Origin of the sequence: Paraclostridium sordellii (genome assembly GCF_000953675.1) — a bacterium.
In the GTDB taxonomy this organism is placed as follows: Bacteria; Bacillota; Clostridia; order Peptostreptococcales; family Peptostreptococcaceae; genus Paraclostridium; species Paraclostridium sordellii.
The window spans coordinates 747,704-769,693 of the sequence record NZ_LN679998.1 but is presented as its reverse complement, the minus strand read 5'-3'; the positions used below and the strand labels follow the sequence as shown (position 1 = coordinate 769,693).

Below are 21,990 nucleotides of genomic sequence, written 5' to 3'. Positions count from 1 at the left end.
GGTACTACTATGGATTTTTTAATGAAGATTGTATCATCAGTAAATAGTGTATTGTGGGACAAGAATATTCTATTGGTATTACTGGTAGGAACAGGTATTTGGTATACGTTTCAATTAGGATTTATTCAAATAAGGGGATTTGGAGAAGGATTTAGAAGAACTTTTGGCGGTCTTTTTAAAAAGCAAGAAGCCGCTAATAAAGATGGTATGTCACCATTTCAGTCATTAGCTACTGCAGTGGCTGCTCAAGTTGGTACTGGAAACTTGGCTGGAGCTGCAACTGCAATTGCTGTTGGAGGTCCTGGATCAATTTTTTGGATGTGGGTCAGCGCATTTTTCGGAATGGCGACAATATACGCAGAGGCTGTTATGGCTCAAAAGTACAAGCAAATCGGTACAGATGGTACCGTAACAGGTGGTCCTGTTTACTATATAGAAGCTGCTTTTAAGGGCAAATTTGGTAAAATTCTTGCAACAGCATTTGCAATATTCATAATTCTAGCTTTGGGCTTTATGGGAAATGCTGTACAATCAAATTCAATTGCAGCTGCTTTTGACAAGGCCTTTGGGTTAAATCCAATGATTATTGGTATTTTGTTATCTATATTATCTTTTATAGTATTCTCAGGAGGTATAAGTAGAATTGCCAAAGTTACAGAAACTATAGTTCCAATCATGGCAATATTTTATATCGTAGGTTCTTTAATAGTCATTTTTATCAATTTTAAAAACATTCCTTTAGCCTTTGAAGAAATATTTGTTGGTGCTTTTGCTCCTCAAGCAATTGCTGGTGGAGTTATCGGTGCAACTGTTCAAAAAGCCATGACAAAAGGTGTTGCTCGTGGATTGTTCTCTAATGAAGCCGGTATGGGTTCTACTCCACATGCACATGCAGTTGCTAAAGTTAAGTATCCTTCAGAACAAGGTTTTGTTGCTATGATGGGAGTATTTATAGATACTTTCGTTATATTAAATCTCACAGCTCTAGTCATTATCACAACTCGTTCAGTAACTCCAGATGGTTCATTAATAGGAACAGCTCTTACACAAGCAGGATTTTCATCAGTATTTGGTAAATTCGGAGATATATTTATAGCAATTTGTATGTTCTTCTTTGCATTTTCTACTATAATAGGTTGGTACTTTTTCGGAGAAGCAAATATAAAATACTTATTCGGTGTTAAGGCTGTTAAAGTTTATGGTATTTTAGTTTGTATATGTGTATTTTTAGGAACTCTAGGTGAGGTTTCTATTGTATGGAATATGTCTGATATGTTTAATGGACTTATGGTTATTCCTAACTTAATTGGATTACTTGCTCTCACTGGGGTTGTTAAAAGCGTACATAACGAATATATTAAAGTTAATGGAGGAATAAGCTCTAAAAAGAAAAAATCTACTTCAAAAAATAATTAACTTTTAGGTTCTAAAATTTAATATTTGTGTATTTTATCATTTTCTAGGCAAACATTTTCTTTATGTGTTTATTAATTATAAAGCCCTTAAAATTCATTTATTTGTATTTTAAGGGCTTTATATATTTATACTTGACCATGTATTTTTAATTATTTTCACTAAATATCTTATCTATTTCTTCATTTACATCAACTAAAATATCAACTAGTTTTGGATCAAAATGATTACCTTTTTCTGATATTATTATCTCCATAGCCTTTAAATGAGAAAATCCTTTTTTATAACATCTATCCATTCTTAAAGCATCATACACATCTGCTATTGCAACTATTCTAGCCTCTATAGGAATCTCGTTTCCTTTTAATCCTTTTACATATCCCCTACCATCATATCTTTCATGATGATAAAGTATTATGTTATTTGCAATATCACTTAGGTTGTTCTTTTTAATGATTTCATATCCTTTAGTTACATGAGTTTTCATTATTTCCATTTCTTCATCTGTTAACTTTCCTGGCTTTTTTAAAATGCTATCAGGTATAGCCACCTTTCCTATATCATGAAGTGATGAAAAATAAGTAATCTCTCTTATAAAATGTTCATCATCCGTTATACGCTTTGCTATTATTTCGCAATATTTAGAAATCCTATGTATATGACTTCCTGTATCACTATCATTTAAAGAGTTTACATCTTCTAGTGTTTCCACTAAAGACATTACTAGTTGTTTGTTTTCAGAAACTGCTTTTTTTAAGTTTTTTTGCAATTCAAGTTTAGACTTAATTTCTTTTCTTAAAATTATTATATATATAGAACTTATTATTATCATAAATAAAAATATATGAACTACCTTCATTATAAATGAGTAATCAAAATCATCTATGTTATTTACATTATTTTTATTATACTTAGGCAATACATCGGTATTTATGTTATTATCTAATTTTTTCATTATATTAACTAAAATTTTATTATCTTTATTTACACCTATATATTCGTAAAATATTTCATCTACCACACCTACATCAAAAATTTTCTTTATACTGTCATTTTCTTTTATACAGTACTGCATGATAGTTGAATCTCCTAATAAATAATCTATTTTATTATTTTCAAGAGCAGTTACCATTTCATCGTAACTATTATACTTCTTAACTTTTGAACTTAATACTTTAGATTTTATATATTTTTCAGCTGAATTTTCTATAACTCCAATTTTATAGCCCTCTAACTGATTTAAATTATCTATAACTATTTCTCTTTTGGAAAATATACATAATTTATAACTATTATACGGTTTCATTATTTCTAAGTTGCTTGCTTCTTTATCTGACTTATTAACTCCAAAATAAAGTTGTGGTTCTTGGTTTTTACTTTCAATGAATCTAACTCCTAAAATATACTCTAGCTCCGATATATATCTATTTAAAATGCCGATTTTTTTATTTAACATATTTTTATAATAATACGGTTTAAATTTATGATTAATTTTTATAGGTATTTCTTTATATTTTTGTAACCATTGTTTTTCTTCTTCGCTTAACCCTAAATTATATTTTATATATTCAATTTGATTTTTGGTTTTTATTTCATTCATTTTTCTTAAATTTATACTACTTAAAGCTTTATCTATTAGTCCTTTTAAAATTTCATCTTCTTTTATGTAAGCTAGTATTTGTAGTTTAAGTTCCTTAGATATATCTTTTGAGTACACAGCTTTATTTTGAGATATGTCTAAATATTTTAAAGCTGACGAACTTAGTATAAATCCAAATACTTCTCCATTTTCATAAAGTTTTTTAATATCATTAATGTCATCTACTTCTATAAAATTCATATATTTGCCATAAGTTTCTTGAGTTTTATTGAAAGACTTATGAACGGCAATTTTTTTATTTTTTACATCATCTAAAGAATTGATTTCTTTTGAAGTATAAATCTTTAATGTATCTAAATCATATTGTTTTGTTTTTATATAATTTTTATAATTATTTAAATTTATATCATCAGTTTCAACAGACCAAAATATATCAGGTTCTTTAACATTATCCTTCATTACTATATTTATATCATACAATTGATTTATATATTCTTGTACATCTTTAAATACTCCAAAAGTTTTTCCATTTTTATTTGTATAGTAAATTCTATTTTTAGGCACACTTTCAGCTACTATTTCTTTATCCTTATGTTCTTGTATCCACTGTTTTTCTTCTTTTGTAAGATATATTTCCGTTTTAGAATTGAAAAAAAGAAAGACAAGTGTAGATAATAGGATAATTACTGTAGTAGTAACTATAATTTTTGTATTTTTATACATACCTCACTTCCCTTATTTATAAATTTAATTAAATCCCTAGTATTTAATATTAACTTTATTTTTTCTGTTTTTCAACAAAATTCTACATTTTAATTTAGTACATTTTCCCAATTTTTTTAAATTATAATTATAAAGTCTATAAAATTTTTAATCTAAAAAAATTAAAGGAGATAACTTTTATTATCTCCTTTATAAGTATTTTTTTAATTTTTATGAATACTTTCTAAGTACCGTTTCGATTTCCCTTTTTATTTCTTCTTTTGTAAACTTACGGCTATTTTCCATTCTTATTCTTAAATTAGTTTCATCTGCCCCAATAGATTCACTAATAAAACTCATAAGTCCTCTTACTTTTCTATCTACTTGTAAAAGAATATCCAAATGAGTATTAGTAGGTATAAAAACAACTTCTAATTCATCTAATCTACCTCTATAAACTCCTCTAGTTGGAACAAACTCAAATTCTTGAACAAAATTTAAATTATTTAATCTTGCCTTACAATATTCATTTTCCACTTCTCTAAGAGAAAATCCTAACTCACCTATAGCATCAACTGTATTTTTCATATACTCGTTGTAATCTACATTTATATAATCTCTATCAGTTGAATCTATTCCATTTGCAATTCCTAATCCTGTTGATAACCAAACCTCGCATTTTTGCTTAGTAACAGGAACTCTCTTATATAAAATAAAGCTAAAATTAACTTCAAACTCTTCATTTGGTAAAACATTTCTATCTACTTTGATAGTATGAGAGTGTATTTTTTGATACTCTTGTATAACTTTATCATTAACTTCTTTTTTATAGTTAGTAAAAACTCCTATTGTAATTTGATCTATATACTGTTCAACTTTACCACCTTTTATCTTGCAAATTCCCTCTATTCGCTTTCCTGGCATTATATTTTTAGTATGTACTATAGTATTTATTTTGGCAGCTCCTACCCCTAGGGCTGAAGCCATAAATTTATTAAATTTACTCATGTATTCCTTCCATTTAAAATCATATTTCCCCACTTGTTTATTAATATTATAACATTAATAATGTCTAAAAATTTATAAATTTGTAAATTATCAATTACAGTGATATCATATATATGTATGTTTTATAATTTTTATTTAATTATCTTATAAAGCATTTTTTAATTTAAACTTAGTTCAATTAATACTTTAATTACATAAATTTTGGTAAAATTATTGGTGTCATAATTATTTATATCAAGGAGAACCTTTTATGAGTACAAAACTAATAAATATTATTATATTTATTTTAAGCCTTGTAGCTTTGATAATATCAGCTAATATTTTTATAAATATATCTATATTTTCCAATGAAACAAAGACCTCTTTACCCATAATATATGGAAGTACTTTTTGGTTTTATATGAATTGGGCTAGATTAGGTTTTTTATCTGTAATATGTGTTTTAACAGGGGTCAATATATTTAGTAAAATGCAAAATTCAAATTAAAAAGGATGTCAAATTTAATGACATCCTTTTTTATTCTTTTTTTAAATTAAATTTCAGCTTGTTCTCTTAAAGTTTTTGCTTTATCAGTTCTCTCCCAAGGTAAATCTAAATCACATCTTCCAAAATGTCCGTATGCTGCAACATTTTTATACATAGGTTTTCTTAAATCTAAATCCCTTATTATTGCTCCTGGTCTTAAATCAAAGTTTTTATTAACTAAATCAACTAAAACTTCTTCACTAACCTTACCAGTTCCAAAAGTATCTATAAATATAGATAAAGGTCTAGCAACACCTATAGCATAAGCAAGCTCTATTTCACACTTATCTGCAAGTCCTGCAGCTACTATATTTTTAGCAACATATCTTGCAGCATAAGCCGCTGATCTATCAACCTTTGTAGGATCTTTACCAGAGAAAGCTCCTCCACCATGTCTAGAGTATCCACCGTAAGTATCTATTATTATTTTTCTCCCAGTAAGTCCTGTATCCCCTTGAGGTCCACCTATAACAAATCTTCCTGTTGGATTTATGTATATTTTAGTTTCCTCATCTAATAGTTCACTTGGTATAACTTCTTTTATAACTTTTTCTATTAAATCTCTTCTTATTGTATCATTATCTACATCTTCTCCATGTTGAGTAGATATTAATACAGTATGAACTCTAATAGCTTTATCTTTATCATATTCAACTGTAACTTGAGTTTTTCCATCTGGTCTTAAATAACTTAACTCTCCATTTTTTCTAACCTCAGTTAATCTTCTTGCTAACTTATGAGCTAAAGATATTGGAAGTGGCATTAATTCTTCAGTTTCATTACATGCAAAACCAAACATTATACCTTGGTCTCCTGCACCTACTTTCTCTATCTCATCTTCACTCAATTCTCCACTTCTATTTTCTAAAGCTTCATCAACACCCATAGCTATATCTCCTGATTGTTCATCTATAGAAGTTATAACTGCACAAGTATCCCCATCAAATCCAAACTTTGCTCTAGTATACCCTATACCTTTAACTGTTTCTCTAACTAATTTAGGTATATCAACATAAGTATTAGTACTTATTTCTCCCGCTACTAGTACCAATCCTGTTGTAACTGTAGTCTCACAAGCAACTCTTGCTAGTGGATCTTTTTCTAAAAGTGCATCTAATATTGCATCTGATATTTGATCACATATTTTATCTGGATGCCCTTCTGTAACTGATTCCGATGTAAATAAGTGTCTTGCCATTTTTTAAATTCCTCCTAAGTTTATCTATTTATTTTATCGCTTGCTATAAGTGCTAATTCTCTTAAAATCTTGCATGCAACAACTGTGGAAACATTTGTATTATCATAATCTGGACTAAGTTCTACAATATCTAATCCTACTAAGTTTATATTTGAATTTTTAAGTACTTTAAATACTTCTTCAAATTCTTTATAACTTATACCTCCTGGCTCTGGAGTTCCAGTGCCTGGAAATATCGATGGATCTAATACATCTAAATCAATAGTTAAATATATATTCTTACCTTCTAAAGATTTAACTATCTCTAAAAAAGTATTTATTGTATGAGTTTCCATGTATGTATGCTTTTCTTTTAAAGCAAAATCAAACTCTTTTTTAGTTCCAGATCTTATTCCAAACTGAAATATTTTTTCATCTCCTACAATGTCCCAAATACGCTTTATAACTGTAGCATGAGAATTTTTATTATTATTATACTCGTCTCTTAAATCTGTATGCGCATCAAAATGAAGTACATATATATCCTTGTATTTTTCATAAACTGCTTTAAATGATGGTAAAGTTACTAAATGTTCTCCACCTATCATAAAAGGAACTTTCCCATCATCTACAATAGCTTTCGTTCCTTTATATATTTCATCTAAAACCTTATCCGTATTTCCTATGCTAAGTTCTAAATCTCCAATATCACAAATTTTATAATCATCCATATCTAAATCAAGAATTGGGCTATATGTTTCAAGTCCGTAAAATTCAGGTCTCATAGAAGATGATGCAAATCTAGTTCCTGGTCTATTTGAAGTAGTTCCATCAAAACCTGCCCCAAATACTATAAGTTTACTTTCATTGTAATCATCTTCCATAGACATAAATGTTGGTGTATTATAAAACTTATTTTTCATTTAACATATCCACTACATATTGAGGTAGCATAAATGCTCCACTATGGATGTTACTGTTATAATATTTAGTTTTTAAACCTAGTTTTTCCCAATCTCCTTTATTTTGATCATTTATCGGATCGTATTTCTTAGATGCAAATCCAAATAACCAATGTCCTGATGGATAAGTTGGTATATGGGCTTGGTAAACCTTAACTATAGGGAATAAATTTTTAATTTTTTCATTTGCTCTTTTCATTTCTTTAGCATTAAAGTCAAAGTATGGACTTTCATTTTGATTTACAAGTATTCCTTCATCGCTTAGTACTCTGTAGCAGTCTTTATAAAAGTCAACTGAGAATAATCCTTCTCCAGGTCCTATAGGATCTGTTGAATCAACTATTATTAAATCATAAGATTTATCTTTTGAATTTTTCACAAAAGCTACTCCATCTTCAAAATATAAATTAACTCTAGAATCATCTAACTTGCAAGCACATATATCTATATACTCTTTAGATGCATCTACTACCATTTTATCTATTTCAACCATATCTATTTTTTCTATTTGAGGATATCTAGTAAGTTCTCTTACAGTACCACCATCACCGCCACCTATAACTAATACTTTTTTTATATTCATATTAGTAGCCATAGGAACATGAACTATCATATCGTGGTATATAAATTCGTCTTTATAATTTACCATCATTAACCCATCTAATGTTAAAAACTTTCCAAATTCCTTACTATCAAATACATCTACTCTTTGAAAGTTTGATTGTTCACTAAATAAGTGTTTATCTACTTTTATTGAAAAACGTACATTATCTGTCCATTCTTCTGTGTACCAAAGTTCCATAACCTAAGTCCTCCAAATTTTTGAATTTAATTTTTTATTTTATTTATATTTATGTTTTTATTTGTCTATTTTACTGGTCTTTTGACCATATTTTATTTGTATGTTATAATTTAATTTGAATTTAATTTTTTATTTGTTTATTTTTATTTAATTTAGGTGATTTTTATTTATATAGCTTCTTGATCTTCTTGTGGCTTATGAGTAATATTGCCTAAATCTTTTTTTGCAAATTTCTGTATTTTAGAAGTTAAACCTCTTGGTATTTCTGTTGATTCACTTCTTTCTGCTTGTAACAATTCTTCTAATAGTTCAAAACTTTTCCAAGGATCTATATCTCCACAAGTGAAAAAATCAGCTGATGCATATCCGTATTCTGGCCATGTGTGTATAGTTAAATGAGATTCAGCTATTATAACAGCTCCTGAAACCCCCCATGGATTAAAGTGATGAAATACCGAATCAACTATTGTAGCTTTTGCATTTAGCGCCGAATCGTTCATGAATTTTTCTATAAGCTTTGGATCTCTTAATATATCCTCATTACAGTTGTAGTATTCTACTAATATATGTCTTCCTAAAGTTTCAAATTTCATAGTTGCACTCTCCTTATTCAGTTTTTTGAATTTAATTTTTTATAACTAATATATAATCTAAGTTTTTATCTTTCATATCACATAAATATGCATTATTTTTCTTTAGTAATTTTATGTAATCGATTATTTCTTTTGTAATTTCTTCTCCAGGCGTTACTATTGGTATCCCTGGTGGATAAGCCATTATAGACTCACCTGAAATCCTACCTACACATTCATCAATTAAAATCATTTCTTTATCTTTATAAAAAGCATCTCTTGGATTTAATTTCTGTATTGGATTTATTTGCTTAGTTTTTATAACTTTCATTTTTTCTTCTTTTTTATAAATATTAGATATCGCTTCTAAAGAATCAATCAGTTTATCAACATCTTCTTTTGTAGTCCCAATAGATATAAGTGCTAGTATATTATACAAATCTCCAAGTTCTACTTGAACCGAAAACTCTTGATAAAGCAAATCATATACTTCATGACCTGTTAAATTAAGTTTTGCTACATTTATGCAAAGCTTAGTTTCATCTATAAATTTAACCCCATCATTTCCTAAATTCTCAGTAGTAACAACTTTAATTCCTTTTATTTTATTTATTCTTGCTTTTGCATATCTTGATAAATTAAGTGCTTTTGATAATTGAGCATCTCCATTTAAAACTAAGTTGGATCTTGCCCCATCAATACTTGCCATTAACAAGTATGATGCCGATGTAGATTGAATCATATTTATACTTTGCAATACCTTACTTGATTCTATACGTTCATTATTTAAAAGTAATGCAGAAGCCTGAGTTAGAGCTCCTCCAGTTTTGTGAATACTTATAGCTGACATATCAGCTCCTAAGCTTATACTTGGAGGTGGTAAGTCTTTATGAAATGGAAAATGTGCTCCGTGTGCTTCATCAACTAAAACTAAAACATTTTCCTCATGACATAACTCAATTATAGCTTCTAAATCACTACATGCTCCATAGTAAGTTGGATTTAGTAAAAATAAAGCTTTTATATCTTTATGATTTTTAAGTTCATTTTTTATATCTTCATAAGCTACATTTAAACTTATTCCAAGTTCATCATCAAATCCCGGTTGTATAAATACGGGTTTTCCACCAGTAAGTATTAAAGCATTAATAACCGATTTATGAATATTTCTTGGAAGAAGTATCTTATCTCCTGGATTTATAGTACTTAAAATCATAGCATGTATAGCCGATGTAGTCCCATTTGTTATGAAAAAAGCATCGTCTGCGTTATAAGCATTTGCTAATAAATCTTGAGCTTTTTTTATAATTCCACTGGGATTTGAAACATTATCCATAAGAGGTGATGAATTTATATCCATTTTCATAATATCCTTACCAAAGTACTCATTTAAAACTTCTACTCCTTGATGTCTAACATGACCAGGAACATCAAAACAAGCTATATCTTTATTAGAATAATCTTTCAAAGAAGTAAGTAATGGAGTTTGTTTATGACTTAATGTAGAGTCACTAAAAAAATTATCTTCTAACTTTTCTCCAATAGCTTCCATTTTAATCCTCCTTTCTATATTTTAAAATCAAATCTAAAAGTAAAGATTATTATTTCTATTTATAAAATTTAGTTTTATTAAACTTACAATATTTATTATATTAAGTTTTCAGTTTTTTGCAAGCAATTTTTTTATATTTTTTTATTTTTTTTATTTTTTTTGGTTTCAGTATTTTCAATAGTTTTATATCTAACTTTATATTTTTGTTTATATTAATTTTTCTTAAGTTTAGTATTTATTAACTTTTGTTTATATTAATTTTTCTTAAGTTTAGTATAACTAACTCATTTTTCAAGTTTTATCAATGGTTTCATTTTTATATTATATATTTTTGAGTATATCATTGCTAAACTTTTGAAAATAAACATATTTTGCCTTTTTTATAGAAATATCATAATTTTTTCACTTTTAAGACAAAAAGAGGTGATTAAATTTAATCACCTCTTTTTTTGCTATCTACAACCTTTATATATAATATTTATAGAATCATCTTCCTTATCTTTTATAACTTTTGCATCTACATCATAAACTTCTTTTATAAGTTCTTTTGTTAAAACATCTTTTGGAGTTCCATAAGCTACTATTTCTCCATTTTTTAAAACGTAAATTTTGTCACAGTACATAGCTGCTATATTTAAATCATGTATAGCTGCTATAACTTCAATACCTAAATCTTTTACGATTTCCATTAACTGCAATTGATATTTTATATCCAAATGGTTTGTAGGTTCATCTAAAATTAAGCACTTAGTTTTCTGAGCTAAAGCTCTTGCAAGAATTACCCTTTGTTGTTCTCCTCCAGATAAACTATTAAAACTTCTATTTGATAAATGTCTTATATTTACCTTATCAATAGCTTCATAAACAATATCATAATCTTCTTTTGTATCTCTATCCATAAGTTTTTTATATGGACTTCTACCCATTAAGACCATATCAAGTACTGTAAAATCAAAACTATGATGATTATGTTGTGCTAAAACTCCTATTTTTTTAGCACTTTCTCTAGTAGATATTTTTCCAATTTCTACCTTATCTATATATATACTCCCACTACTTGGACTTAAATTTCTGTATAAACACTTTAGCAAAGTAGACTTGCCACTTCCATTTGGCCCTATAACTCCTATAAATTCTTTATTTCCTAATTCTATATCAATACCTTTTAAAATTTCATTTTTATTTAATAAGACTTTAAGGTCTTTAGTTTCCAAATTCATTAATTACAACCTCCAAAACCATAACTTTTTCTTATCATTAGATATACGAAAAATGGAGCACCTACCATAGATATTAAAATACCTATTGGAAGTTCTGCATTTTCTATTATAATTCTAGAAAGTACATCTGCCCATACTAAAAATATAGCACCTAAAAGAGCTGATATCGGGATAAGTTTTTTATGGTCAGTTCCAAAGAAAATCCTAACAATATGAGGTATAATAAGTCCAACAAAGCCTATCATTCCCGCTGAATAAACTACTAATCCAACCATCAAAGATGTTATAACTAAATAAATCTGTCTATATCTGTGTAAATCAGTTCCAAGAGTTATAGAAACTTCATCTCCTAATAACATTAAATTTAAAATTCTATATTGACTCATGAAAAATAATAATCCAATTATTATAAGTGGAAGTATAAAAACTATCTCTTCCCACTTAGCTCCACCTAAACTTCCCATAAGCCAAAATGTAATACTTTTCATTCCTTCAGCATCATTTTTTATATAAACAATAAAACTTGAAAATGCACTACAAACCGAACTTAAAGCCATACCTGCTAATAATAATTTAGTAGAGTTTGGCCTACCTCCAGCATTAGAAATTAACAAAACTAACATAGAAACTACAAATGCTCCTATAAATGCAAATACCCCTATAGCATTTCCATTTAAAAATGTAGTTAATCCTAGCATTATAGCTATAGTAGCTCCCAAAGAAGCTCCTGATGAAACCCCTAAAATATATGGATCTGCCAATGGATTTTTAACTATAGCCTGCATAACAACTCCAGTTACAGAAAGACCTATTCCAACACATACCGCTAGAATTATTCTAGGTAATCGTATAAGCCAAACTACATCATGAATAGCTCCATTTGCTAGACTTTTATCTCCTATATTAAATAATCTAAATATAATTACATCATATACTTGTTTTATAGATATATCACTTGATCCTATAGTTATAGCTATTAATATAGACATTATAACTAAAAATATCAATAACATTATAACTAAAATATATAAAGGCTTTGATTTAACAAAGCCTTTCTTTTCTTTCATATCATAATTTTCTAAGCTTTTAATCGAATGCATATGTAAATATCCTTCTTTCTATTTTTGATCTGGATAAAGTCCATTTGCAAATGTTTCAATTCCATCTATAGTTCTTACCCCACTACAATACATTTGTCCAAGTTCAATTGGGTAAACTCTATCATTTTTTACAGCATTTAAACTTTGTAATGCTTTATCTTTCATTACTAAATCTTTTGTTTCACTTGCTTTGTTATCATCTTCTCTATTCATGTAAGCAACAAATATGCTATCTGGATTTAATTTTACTAAATCTTCTTTACTTAATGAGTTTCCATCTTCATTTAAAAGCTTAGCACCTAACTTAGTAACCATATCTCCACCTAAAGTAGTTTTTCCATACCCTCTAATCTTGCCATCGCCTAATTCTATTATTAAAGTTGTTTGCTGTTTTTTACCTTTTTCTGATTCTACAATTTTATTTACTTTGTTCTTTATATTATCAACTATCTTTTTAGCTTTATCTTCAACATTAAATATTTTACCTATATTTAATATATCGTCACACTCATTTTGTATAGTTTTTTTCTCAACTGCACCACTATTTAATGCCATATATGTATTTACACCTTTATCTTGCCAATAACTTACATCACCTATTGTTTTATCTGAAAATAATGAGTACCAACCTAATATTAAATCTGGTTGTAACATTGTAACAGTTTCTTTAGAAGGCGTAAATTCATCTAAGTATTTAACCTTTTTAAAGCTTTCTTTATACTCATCTTTAACCTTGTGGTCAAGTCCTGCTGCTGCAACCATATTATCTTCTAGTCCTAATGCAAGCATAGTCTCAATAGAGTCTTGGTATACAGCTAATACTTTTTTAGGTTTTTCTTTAAAAGTAACTTTTATTTCTTCTTTTTTGCTATTATGAGAAGTTATTGTAACTGGATAATACCCATCACTTTTCTCTGTGTTACTTTCAACCTTTGTGTTTTTAGCTTCTTCTTTCTTAGTATCATTCTTAGTACAACCAACTATACTAAGTCCTACCACTAAGCTAAGCAATCCTACTTTAATTTTTTTTGAAATTTTCATTCTTCTCTCCCTCCGAAAGTTAATAATTTAGGCAGGTCTCCTGGCTCATACTTCATCCTAATCTTTCCCTTCCCAAAGAATAATCTTTAGTGGATTTATAAAGACTCGTCCATATTTACAGTAGCGGGGGCTGCTAGTGATTTACACACTATTCCCTTTTAATATAAAAACCTAAATCTTTTTATATTTATCATTATAATATTAGCATAATTTTATATACAATTCTACAATATAAGAAATTCACTAAAATAAAAAGCTCGTAATTACAATAGGCTTTGCAAATACGAGCTTTTTATCTAAATTTGTATACGTATTAATTATATATTAAGCTAATTCTAAAGCTATATTCATCATTCTTGTAAATGCTGTTTGTCTTTCCATAGCAGTTGTTGCTTCACCTTTAAATGGACAATCTGATATTGTTAATATACAAAGTGCATTAACTCCAGCTCTAGCAGCATTCATATAAAGTGCAGCTGATTCCATTTCTACAGCTAAAACTCCCATTTTAGTCCATTTTGCTAAAGAATCTAATCCTTCATCTCCGTAGAATACATCACTACATAATATGTTTCCTACTTTAGGCTCAACACCTTGGCTCTTAGCCACATCTACAGCTTTGCTTAGTAACTCATAGCTTGCTATTGGTGCATAAGTACCTGGTAAATTATATTGTGATGCATAGTTAGAATCTGTACATGAACCCATACCTATAACTATATCATGCATTTTTAAATCTTCATGTAAAGCTCCTGCTGAACCTATTCTTATAAGATTTTTAACTCCATAAAAATGTATTAACTCATATGTATATATTCCTATAGATGGACATCCCATACCTGTTCCCTGTACAGATATTCTTCTTCCTTTGTAGTAACCTGTATATCCATTCATTCCTCTTACAGTATTGTATTGAACTACATCTTCTAAAAATGTCTCTGCTATAAATTTAGCTCTTAGAGGATCTCCTGGTAATAATACTGTTTCTGCTATATCTCCTAATTTTCCGTTATTATGTGGTGTTGGTGCTCCCATTGCCATAATCTTCGTCTCCTTTAGTTTTCATATTTTAATAATATCTTAATAGTATCTTATCTTCTTTTTGATTAAATAATTCATATGTTTTTTAAACTGATATACTATTTACCTTTAAATAAATTATATAATTAAAAATATATCTACATACCATGTATATTTATTTAATTAATCTATACTTTATTAAAAGTATTATACACTATATCATATTTACATTTTACATTTTTTTACTTAATATTACAATAGTTTAATTAATTTTTTAGAATTTTTATAATTTAATTTTAAATCAAATAAAATCCTACTTAATTTAAGTAGGACTTTTTATTATGCTAAATTCTTATTACTTTCTTTTATAACTTGTTGAGCTATATTTGCAGAATGGTCTGCAACTCTTTCTAAATTACTTATTAAGTCTAGGAATATAACTCCGCTATCAACACTACAAGAGTTTTCATTTAATCTTCTCATGTGATTTAATCTACAACTCTTTTCCATCATATCAACTTGTTCTTCTAACTTTATAACTCTACAAGCTAAATCTACATCTGATTTTTCCATACAATCTAGTGCTGTATTATAAGTTTCCATAACTTTATCATATAGATCTCTTAATTCTTTTTCTCCACCTTCAGATAAACTAAGCTTTCCTTCTATAACTGAACTTGCAAGCTCTGCAATATTTTCAGCATGATCTCCAACTCTTTCTATATCATTTACAGTGTTAAATAATAAATCTACACTTTCTCTTGAATCATCATTTAATGAAGTTTTAGATAATTTTAATAAATAATTTAATATACTCTTTTGTAATTTATTTATAAGCTTTTCTTCTTCAAAAGAAGCATCTACTTTAGATTTTGATTTTTCTAAAAATCCTTCCATTGCATTATTTAAGCTTGATTTAGCTTTTTCACCCATTCTTAAAGTTTCTTTTACAGTGTTTGATAATGCTATTGATGGTGTTTCCATCATTCTTTCATCTATATAGTGAACAGTTTTATTTTTCTCTTTCTCAGATTCTTTCTCTGGCATAAGTTTCATAGTAAGCTTAACTATATATTTTGAAAACGGTAGTAATAATATAACATTTATTACATTAAATAGTGTATGAGCATTTGCTATTTGTCTACTTACATCATCTGGATTTAAATTTTGGACAATCATAGTTATTGGTTTAGTTAAAATTAACATAAAAACAATTGTTCCAATTACATTAAACACCAAATGCATTACTGCTGCCCTTCTAGCATTTATACTAGCCCCTATACTAGATATTAATGAAGTAACACAAGTTCCTATGTTTTCTCCATATAGTATAGGAAGTGCTGCTGTTAAAGGTATTAAACCTTGAGATGCAAGTGCTAATAACATCCCCATAGATGCACTTGAACTTTGAACTATTGCAGTTATTCCAAACCCTAGTAATATTCCTAATATCGGTTGATTACTAAAAGCTACTAATGCATCTGTAAACCCTTTAAATTCAGCTAGTGGTTTTACTGCTTCTTTCATAAAGTCCATACCAGTAAATAATATACCAAATCCAATTAATATTTCTGCTATTGTCTTTGCCTTTTGATTTTTAGAGAATAAGTAAATAACAATACCTATACCTAATGCTAAAGGTGCTATTCCAACTAAATCAAGTGATACTAATTGTGCTGTTATAGTTGTACCTATATTCGCACCCATTATAACTCCAATTGCCTGAGGTAATGTCATGATTCCTGCGTTAACAAATCCAACTACCATAACTGTAGTTGCACTACTACTTTGTATAATTGCTGTAACTAAAGCTCCAACTAGAACCCCCATTAATACATTGCTAGTCAAAAGCTCAACTATTCTTTTTAATTTTTCTCCTGCTGATTTTTGAAGCCCATCTGCCATAAGGTTCATACCATATAAGAAAAGCCCCAGTCCTCCCATTAAACTTATTGCTATTTGCACTTAATTTCTTCCTCCTTGATATATAAATATAAAAATTTATTTTACCTCTTTCGTTGTTTTAATTTTACCAAATATTTTGTCAATTTTAGTTAAGTGGATGTTAAGAAAAACAACCAACTGTTAACTAGGTGTTAATATATTGTTAAGAGAATGTTAACTGTTAAAAAACAATTAAGTTTTAGTTAAAAACCAAACTCTTACGGTAAAACATTTGTTAATTTTGTTAAATACAATAATAAAAGCGAGTAAACTATTAATTTACTCGCTTTTATTATTGTATTTATCTATTGATTATTCTTGTTCCTGTATATCCATTTAATGCTTCTTTTGCCTTTTCTAAGGAAGTTATTATAGCCTTTGAATTTTTATTATTTTCAACAAACTCTATACAAGCTTCAATTTTAGGAAGCATAGATCCTTTTGCAAAGTAGCCTTCTTTTACATATTCTTTTGCTAAATCTATATCCATAGTATCTATAACCTTTTGATTTTCTTCATTATAGTTTATATATACATTCTCAACAACTGTTAATATTAAAAGTGTATCAACTCCTAAATCTATTGCTAATTTACAACTAGATTTATCTTTATCAATTACAGCATCTACTCCTATATAAGAATTTTCTTCTTTTATTACAGGAATGCCACCTCCACCTACAGCTATAACAATACACTCTTTGGATAGTTTTTTAATTACATCAGCTTCTAAAATTTCCTGTGGTTTAGGGGAAGGTACTACTCTTCTATAACCTCTATTACTATCTTCTATAAATTTATATCCTTTTTCTTCACTTATTTTTTTAGCTTCTTCTTTACTATAAAATATACCTACTGGCTTTGTTGGATTTAAAAAAGCTTCATCCTTTTTATCAACAATAACTTGTGTTATTAAGCTTACAACGTCCATTTTAATGCTTCTTTTATTTAACTCTTCCTTTATAGCTTGTTGAAGATGATACCCTATATACCCTTGACTCATAGCTCCACATTCAGCAAAAGGAAAACTTGGTGTATTTCCTCCATTATTTGAAGAGAAATCCATAGCCAAATTTATAACTCCTACTTGAGGTCCATTCCCATGACTTACAATTACTTTATATCCTTCTTCAACTAAATCCACAATTATTTTAGAAGTATTTTTTACTAGTTTTAGTTGTTCTTTAGGATCTTTTCCTAAAGCATTTCCTCCAAGTGCTATAACTAAACTTTTCATAATCTAAACTCCAAGTGTAGCTAATATCAAAGCTTTTATAGTATGCATTCTATTTTCTGCCTCATCAAATACAACAGAATTTTCAGATTCAAACACTTCATTTGTTACTTCCATTTCTGATATTCCAAATTTTTCATATATTTCCTTTCCAACTTTTGTATTTAAATCATGAAATGCTGGTAGGCAGTGCATAAATATAGCATTTTCTTTAGCATTTTCCATGACTTCTACATTAACTTGATATCTCTTAAGCTTATTAATTCTTTCTTTCCATACTTCATCTGGCTCTCCCATAGATACCCAAACATCAGTATATATTACATCAGCATTTTTACTTCCTAAATATATATCATCTGTTAAAGTTATAATAGATCCACTTTCTTTTCCTATTTCTCTACATTTATCTACCAAATCTTTTGGAGGGAACAAATCTTTAGGGGCACAAGCAGTAAAGTTTAATCCCATTTTTGCACAACCTATCATCAATGAGTTAGCTACATTATTTCTTGCATCTCCCATATATACAAAATTTACTCCTTTTAGTCTCCCTATTTTTTCTTCTATAGTTAATAAGTCGGCTAATACCTGTGTAGGATGAAATTCATCTGTTAGCCCATTCCAAACAGGAACCTTTGAAAATTCACTAAGTTCATTTACTATTTCTTGAGAAAACCCTCTATATTCGATACCATCATAAAGTCTTCCAAGTACTCTAGCTGTATCTCTTATTGATTCTTTTTTCCCCATTTGAGATCCACTAGGACCTATATAAGTTACCCCTATTCCTAAATCCATTGCAGCCACTTCAAAAGCACATCTGGTTCTAGTTGAGTCTTTTTCAAATAATATTACTATATTTTTATTTTCTAAAAGCTTATGTGGTTTTTCTAGAAATTTAGCAGTTTTATAAAGTTTAGCTAAGTCTAGTAAATATCTTATTTCCTCTTCTTTATAGTCTAATAAAGTTAAAAAAGATCTTCCCTTTAAATCAATAGCCATTGTCCTTCCTCCCCAATATTATGTCTAATTTTCTCTGATTAGTGGCATGGACATACATCTAGGTCCCCCACGTCCTCTAGATAATTCAGATGATGCTATGATATGTGTTTTTATTCCATATTGTCTTAAAAGTTCATTAGTAACATAATTTCTAGAATAAACTATAACTTCTCCTGGCTTAATACATAAAGTATTGGACCCATCATTCCACTGTTCTCTTTCTGAAGCTATTTCATCATTACCTCCACATGGTATTAAAGTTACCTTTTCAACATTTAAATACTTTTCTAGAATTTTATCTAGTTCCATATTAAGCTTATTTATAACTAAACTCTTTCCCTTTCCTTTTTTTATTTCATATACCTTAAGTGGTCCTTGTATTTTAGGATGTATAGTAAATTTATCATAATCAACTTGAGTAAATACTGTATCTAAATGCATAAAAGCTCTAGCTTTTGGAATATCAAAAGCTAAAATAGTATTAATATTACAATCTGCATCTGAAAAAAATATTTCTTTAGCTATAACTTCAATAGCCTCTGGGCTAGTTCTTTGAGATATTCCAATAGCTATAACCTCGTTACTTAAATTTAAGATATCTCCTCCTTCAATTGAAAATTCAAAGTTTCTTTTGTACCATCTTTTAGTATTTTTAAAATCTTTATGATAATTAAATATATAATCTGAGTATATAGTTTCTCTGTTTCTAGTCTCAGAAAACATTTTGTTTATACTTACGCCATTTGAAATACTTGAAAATGGATCTCTTGTAAAATATAGATTTGGAATTGGATCTGTTATAAATGGATAGTCATTTTCAATATAATTTTTAAGAGTCAATCCGTTAATTTCATCAACTCTTATTCCTTCCATTGTTTTTTTTATTAATTTATCTAAATCTTTTATAGAACTTAAGTAATCAAAAACTAGTTTAATTATTCTTTCATCTTTTATATTTGCTTCTTTTATAAACTGCTCTATAAATTTTTCTTTTATATTTATATTGCTTAATACTTCCTTCATTAAATCATGCAAATAAACTACTTCTACTCCATTTTCTCTTAATAAGTTTGCAAACTCATCATGTTCCTTTTGAATTTCATCTAAATATGGAATATCATCAAACAATAATCGTTTCATTGTTTCAGGCGTTAAGTTTTCTACTTCTTTGCCTGGCCTGTGAAGTAAAACTTTTTTAAGCGGCTTTATTTCACTGCTTACACTAATACTATCTGTATTATATAATTTATTTTTCATATATTGTCCTCCTTTTACATAAAGAAAGCCCTAATTTATTTTACTAACTAATATAAACTTCTGTTACATATATTTTTTATATAAATTTATAATCTCATATAAAAAGGACTACTAAAAAGTAGTCCTTTAAATTTATTTAAACATTGAATTCATATCATTTGGTTTATCTGGTCCTGCTCCTGTTTTATAATAAGTAGTTTTATTTCCATACTTATCTACTTCAACTATTTTTTCTCTATCAGTATTAGTGTTTTCACTTTCCATATATAGCATTTCTTTAAATAGACCTTTTATGCCACTTAAAAACGAATTGTCTTTCAAAATAAACACCTCCAACTAAAATTTATGATTAACTTAGTAGTCATTTTTAGTTTTCTCTTATTTGAAAAACAAATACAGTAAATTTTTTCATAAATTATTTCATAACTTTTTTTATTAAGTTTAATTTATCCTTATATGGTGGAAATATTAAGTTTATATTTATTTTGCTATTTCTTTTTACTATTCCTTTTTCATAGGTAAAAGTTTTAAAACTATCATACCCATGGTATCTTCCCATTCCAGAAGTTTTAACCCCACCAAAAGGTAAATTTGTAGATGCAACATGAGTTATAGTATCATTTATACATCCTCCACCAAAAGTAAAGTTTTTCATAATATATTCACTAAAATATTTATCTTCACTAAATACATACAAGGCTAGTGGAGTTTTATAAAGATTTAAATAAAATTTAATATCATCTAAATCACTATATTTTATTATTGGCATTAATGGCCCAAAAATTTCATCTTCCATAATAGCATCATTATAGTTAACATTTGCTATTATAGTTGGAGAAATATATCTTTTTTCAAAATCTATATCTCCACCAAATACTATTTTTTCACGATCTTTATCTATTATATTTTTTAATCTATTCATATGGCGATCATTTACTATACGTCCAAAATCTTTATTTTCTTTTATATTCTCTCCATAAAAATCAATTATAGTATCTTTTAACTTTTCTATAAATTTATCGTAAATATCTTCATGAACTAATAAATAGTCTGGAGCTACACAAGTTTGACCTGCATTTGTAAATTTCCCCCAAACTATACGTTTTGCACTTATATCTAATTTCGCGGTTTTATCTACTATAGTAGGTGATTTTCCACCTAATTCTAATGTTGTTGGAGTTAGGTGTTTACTTGCTTTTTCCATTACAATTTTACCTACATTTACACTGCCTGTAAAAAATATATAATCAAAATTTAGATCTAATAATTTACTATTTACAGTATAGTCTCCAATTACAATATCTACATATTTTGCTTGAAAACATTCTTTTATAATTTTTACTAAAACACTTTCAACACTTACAGTGTATTCTGAAGGCTTAATAACAGCCGTGTTTCCTCCTGCTATAGCTCCTATTAATGGTTCTATAGTTAATTGAAATGGATAATTATAAGGTCCTATTATTAAAACACTACCATAAGGACAATTGTATACATAAGATTTGCCTGGTATTTGAGCTACATCATTTCTAACTCTTTTTACTTTATTCCACTTTTTTATATTTTTTAAAGCATGATTTATAGACCTATATATAAATCCAACTTCTGTTGTATAACTTTCAAATTCAGACTTTCCTAGATCTTTATAAAGTGCATCTATTATATCTTTTTCATACTTTTTTATTGTTATTTTTAAGTTTTTTAAGGCTTCTATTCTATAGTCTATACTTATAGTTCCAACTGAGTTTAAATACCTTTTTTGAGTTTCTAATATATCTATATAAGTTTTCACGTTATCATCTCCAATTAAGTTTTATAAGTTCATTATATATTATTTTTATTACTTATATAGATTTTTACC

General features: G+C 27.8%; 19 protein-coding genes and 1 riboswitch. Of the genes, 2 read left to right on the top strand and 17 right to left on the bottom strand.

Translation table 11 applies throughout. The features are described 5' to 3' along the window. Positions 1 to 9 precede the first annotated feature (9 nt). On the top strand, positions 10 to 1,416 hold the full coding sequence (locus tag ATCC9714_RS03685) for an alanine/glycine:cation symporter family protein (RefSeq protein ID WP_057544474.1): 1,407 nt from the start codon (positions 10 to 12) through the stop codon (positions 1,414 to 1,416). 145 nt (positions 1,417 to 1,561) lie between these two features. Here ATCC9714_RS03685 and ATCC9714_RS03680 read toward each other — a convergent pair whose 3' ends face one another. Continuing rightward, positions 1,562 to 3,736, bottom strand: a complete 2,175-nt coding sequence (locus ATCC9714_RS03680; protein WP_057544473.1) for an HD domain-containing phosphohydrolase — start codon at positions 3,734 to 3,736, stop codon at positions 1,562 to 1,564. A gap of 210 nt (positions 3,737 to 3,946) precedes the next feature. Continuing rightward, on the bottom strand, positions 3,947 to 4,723 hold the full coding sequence (locus tag ATCC9714_RS03675) for a sporulation protein (RefSeq protein WP_057544472.1): 777 nt from the start codon (positions 4,721 to 4,723) through the stop codon (positions 3,947 to 3,949). A gap of 250 nt (positions 4,724 to 4,973) precedes the next feature. On the opposite strand from ATCC9714_RS03675, the gene ATCC9714_RS03670 reads away from it, so the two are divergent. After that, positions 4,974 to 5,210: a hypothetical protein gene (locus ATCC9714_RS03670; protein ID WP_021125139.1), complete on the top strand. Its 237-nt coding sequence runs from the start codon at positions 4,974 to 4,976 to the stop codon at positions 5,208 to 5,210. 46 nt (positions 5,211 to 5,256) lie between these two features. Here ATCC9714_RS03670 and metK read toward each other — a convergent pair whose 3' ends face one another. The 15 genes from metK to ATCC9714_RS03595 all read right to left on the bottom strand — a co-directional run bounded on the left by metK (position 5,257) and on the right by ATCC9714_RS03595 (position 21,921). Then, positions 5,257 to 6,447 (bottom strand): methionine adenosyltransferase, encoded by a 1,191-nt coding sequence (gene metK, locus ATCC9714_RS03665; protein ID WP_057544471.1) that lies wholly within the window; start codon positions 6,445 to 6,447, stop codon positions 5,257 to 5,259. A gap of 20 nt (positions 6,448 to 6,467) precedes the next feature. Then, entirely contained in the window at positions 6,468 to 7,349 is an 882-nt protein-coding gene (gene speB, locus ATCC9714_RS03660) for an agmatinase (RefSeq protein WP_057544470.1), read from the bottom strand. Next, positions 7,339 to 8,190 (bottom strand): polyamine aminopropyltransferase, encoded by an 852-nt coding sequence (gene speE / locus ATCC9714_RS03655; protein ID WP_057544469.1) that lies wholly within the window; start codon positions 8,188 to 8,190, stop codon positions 7,339 to 7,341. The genes speB and speE overlap by 11 nt, the downstream gene beginning before the upstream one ends. Positions 8,191 to 8,357: 167 nt before the next feature. Then, the gene (gene speD / locus ATCC9714_RS03650) at positions 8,358 to 8,783 is read right to left on the bottom strand and encodes an adenosylmethionine decarboxylase (protein WP_021128823.1); all 426 of its coding nucleotides are present in this window, start codon (positions 8,781 to 8,783) and stop codon (positions 8,358 to 8,360) included. 31 nt (positions 8,784 to 8,814) lie between these two features. Further along, positions 8,815 to 10,314 carry an aminotransferase class I/II-fold pyridoxal phosphate-dependent enzyme gene (locus tag ATCC9714_RS03645; protein WP_057544468.1) on the bottom strand — a complete coding sequence of 500 codons (1,500 nt, stop codon included), beginning with the start codon at positions 10,312 to 10,314 and terminating at the stop codon, positions 8,815 to 8,817. A 452-nt stretch (positions 10,315 to 10,766) separates the two neighbouring features. After that, positions 10,767 to 11,534: an ABC transporter ATP-binding protein gene (locus ATCC9714_RS03640; RefSeq protein ID WP_021125147.1), complete on the bottom strand. Its 768-nt coding sequence runs from the start codon at positions 11,532 to 11,534 to the stop codon at positions 10,767 to 10,769. Then, the gene (locus tag ATCC9714_RS03635) at positions 11,534 to 12,634 is read right to left on the bottom strand and encodes a FecCD family ABC transporter permease (RefSeq protein ID WP_330374693.1); all 1,101 of its coding nucleotides are present in this window, start codon (positions 12,632 to 12,634) and stop codon (positions 11,534 to 11,536) included. Before ATCC9714_RS03635 ends, ATCC9714_RS03640 begins: the two co-directional genes overlap by 1 nt. Before the next feature lie 18 nt (positions 12,635 to 12,652). Beyond that, positions 12,653 to 13,675: an ABC transporter substrate-binding protein gene (locus ATCC9714_RS03630; RefSeq protein ID WP_057574314.1), complete on the bottom strand. Its 1,023-nt coding sequence runs from the start codon at positions 13,673 to 13,675 to the stop codon at positions 12,653 to 12,655. Between the two features lie 13 nt (positions 13,676 to 13,688). Then, positions 13,689 to 13,865: riboswitch (cobalamin riboswitch) on the bottom strand. A 134-nt stretch (positions 13,866 to 13,999) separates the two neighbouring features. After that, on the bottom strand, positions 14,000 to 14,710 hold the full coding sequence (gene deoD / locus ATCC9714_RS03625) for a purine-nucleoside phosphorylase (RefSeq protein WP_021125153.1): 711 nt from the start codon (positions 14,708 to 14,710) through the stop codon (positions 14,000 to 14,002). 324 nt (positions 14,711 to 15,034) lie between these two features. After that, positions 15,035 to 16,660, bottom strand: coding sequence for a Na/Pi cotransporter family protein (locus ATCC9714_RS03620; RefSeq protein ID WP_054630784.1), 1,626 nt, complete (start codon positions 16,658 to 16,660; stop codon positions 15,035 to 15,037). 280 nt (positions 16,661 to 16,940) lie between these two features. Continuing rightward, positions 16,941 to 17,873, bottom strand: a complete 933-nt coding sequence (gene arcC, locus ATCC9714_RS03615; RefSeq protein WP_021125156.1) for a carbamate kinase — start codon at positions 17,871 to 17,873, stop codon at positions 16,941 to 16,943. Positions 17,874 to 17,876: 3 nt separating this feature from the next. Beyond that, positions 17,877 to 18,872, bottom strand: a complete 996-nt coding sequence (argF, locus tag ATCC9714_RS03610; protein WP_057544466.1) for an ornithine carbamoyltransferase — start codon at positions 18,870 to 18,872, stop codon at positions 17,877 to 17,879. Between the two features lie 24 nt (positions 18,873 to 18,896). Then, positions 18,897 to 20,129, bottom strand: a complete 1,233-nt coding sequence (gene arcA / locus ATCC9714_RS03605; protein ID WP_054630781.1) for an arginine deiminase — start codon at positions 20,127 to 20,129, stop codon at positions 18,897 to 18,899. 132 nt (positions 20,130 to 20,261) lie between these two features. After that, positions 20,262 to 20,450 carry a hypothetical protein gene (locus ATCC9714_RS03600; RefSeq protein WP_021125162.1) on the bottom strand — a complete coding sequence of 63 codons (189 nt, stop codon included), beginning with the start codon at positions 20,448 to 20,450 and terminating at the stop codon, positions 20,262 to 20,264. 94 nt (positions 20,451 to 20,544) lie between these two features. Next, positions 20,545 to 21,921 (bottom strand): aldehyde dehydrogenase, encoded by a 1,377-nt coding sequence (locus tag ATCC9714_RS03595; RefSeq protein ID WP_057544465.1) that lies wholly within the window; start codon positions 21,919 to 21,921, stop codon positions 20,545 to 20,547. Positions 21,922 to 21,990: the final 69 nt, after the last annotated feature.

Bases quoted from the DNA above. Each gene is read 5' to 3' on its own strand.
- speD (WP_021128823.1), bottom strand. From the start codon at position 8,783: ATGAAATTTGAAACTTTAGGAAGACATATATTAGTAGAATACTACAAC.
- speE (WP_057544469.1), bottom strand. From the start codon at position 8,190: ATGGAACTTTGGTACACAGAAGAATGGACAGATAATGTACGTTTTTCA.
- arcC (WP_021125156.1), bottom strand. From the start codon at position 17,873: ATGAAAAGTTTAGTTATAGCACTTGGAGGAAATGCTTTAGGAAAAGAT.
- ATCC9714_RS03670 (WP_021125139.1), top strand. From the start codon at position 4,974: ATGAGTACAAAACTAATAAATATTATTATATTTATTTTAAGCCTTGTA.
- metK (WP_057544471.1), bottom strand. From the start codon at position 6,447: ATGGCAAGACACTTATTTACATCGGAATCAGTTACAGAAGGGCATCCA.
- deoD (WP_021125153.1), bottom strand. From the start codon at position 14,710: ATGGGAGCACCAACACCACATAATAACGGAAAATTAGGAGATATAGCA.
- ATCC9714_RS03640 (WP_021125147.1), bottom strand. From the start codon at position 11,534: ATGAATTTGGAAACTAAAGACCTTAAAGTCTTATTAAATAAAAATGAA.
- ATCC9714_RS03630 (WP_057574314.1), bottom strand. From the start codon at position 13,675: ATGAAAATTTCAAAAAAAATTAAAGTAGGATTGCTTAGCTTAGTGGTA.
- ATCC9714_RS03680 (WP_057544473.1), bottom strand. From the start codon at position 3,736: ATGTATAAAAATACAAAAATTATAGTTACTACTACAGTAATTATCCTA.
- arcA (WP_054630781.1), bottom strand. From the start codon at position 20,129: ATGAAAAATAAATTATATAATACAGATAGTATTAGTGTAAGCAGTGAA.
- ATCC9714_RS03635 (WP_330374693.1), bottom strand. From the start codon at position 12,634: ATGCATTCGATTAAAAGCTTAGAAAATTATGATATGAAAGAAAAGAAA.
- argF (WP_057544466.1), bottom strand. From the start codon at position 18,872: ATGGCTATTGATTTAAAGGGAAGATCTTTTTTAACTTTATTAGACTAT.
- ATCC9714_RS03675 (WP_057544472.1), bottom strand. From the start codon at position 4,723: ATGAGTAAATTTAATAAATTTATGGCTTCAGCCCTAGGGGTAGGAGCT.
- speB (WP_057544470.1), bottom strand. From the start codon at position 7,349: ATGAAAAATAAGTTTTATAATACACCAACATTTATGTCTATGGAAGAT.
- ATCC9714_RS03685 (WP_057544474.1), top strand. From the start codon at position 10: ATGGATTTTTTAATGAAGATTGTATCATCAGTAAATAGTGTATTGTGG.
- ATCC9714_RS03645 (WP_057544468.1), bottom strand. From the start codon at position 10,314: ATGGAAGCTATTGGAGAAAAGTTAGAAGATAATTTTTTTAGTGACTCT.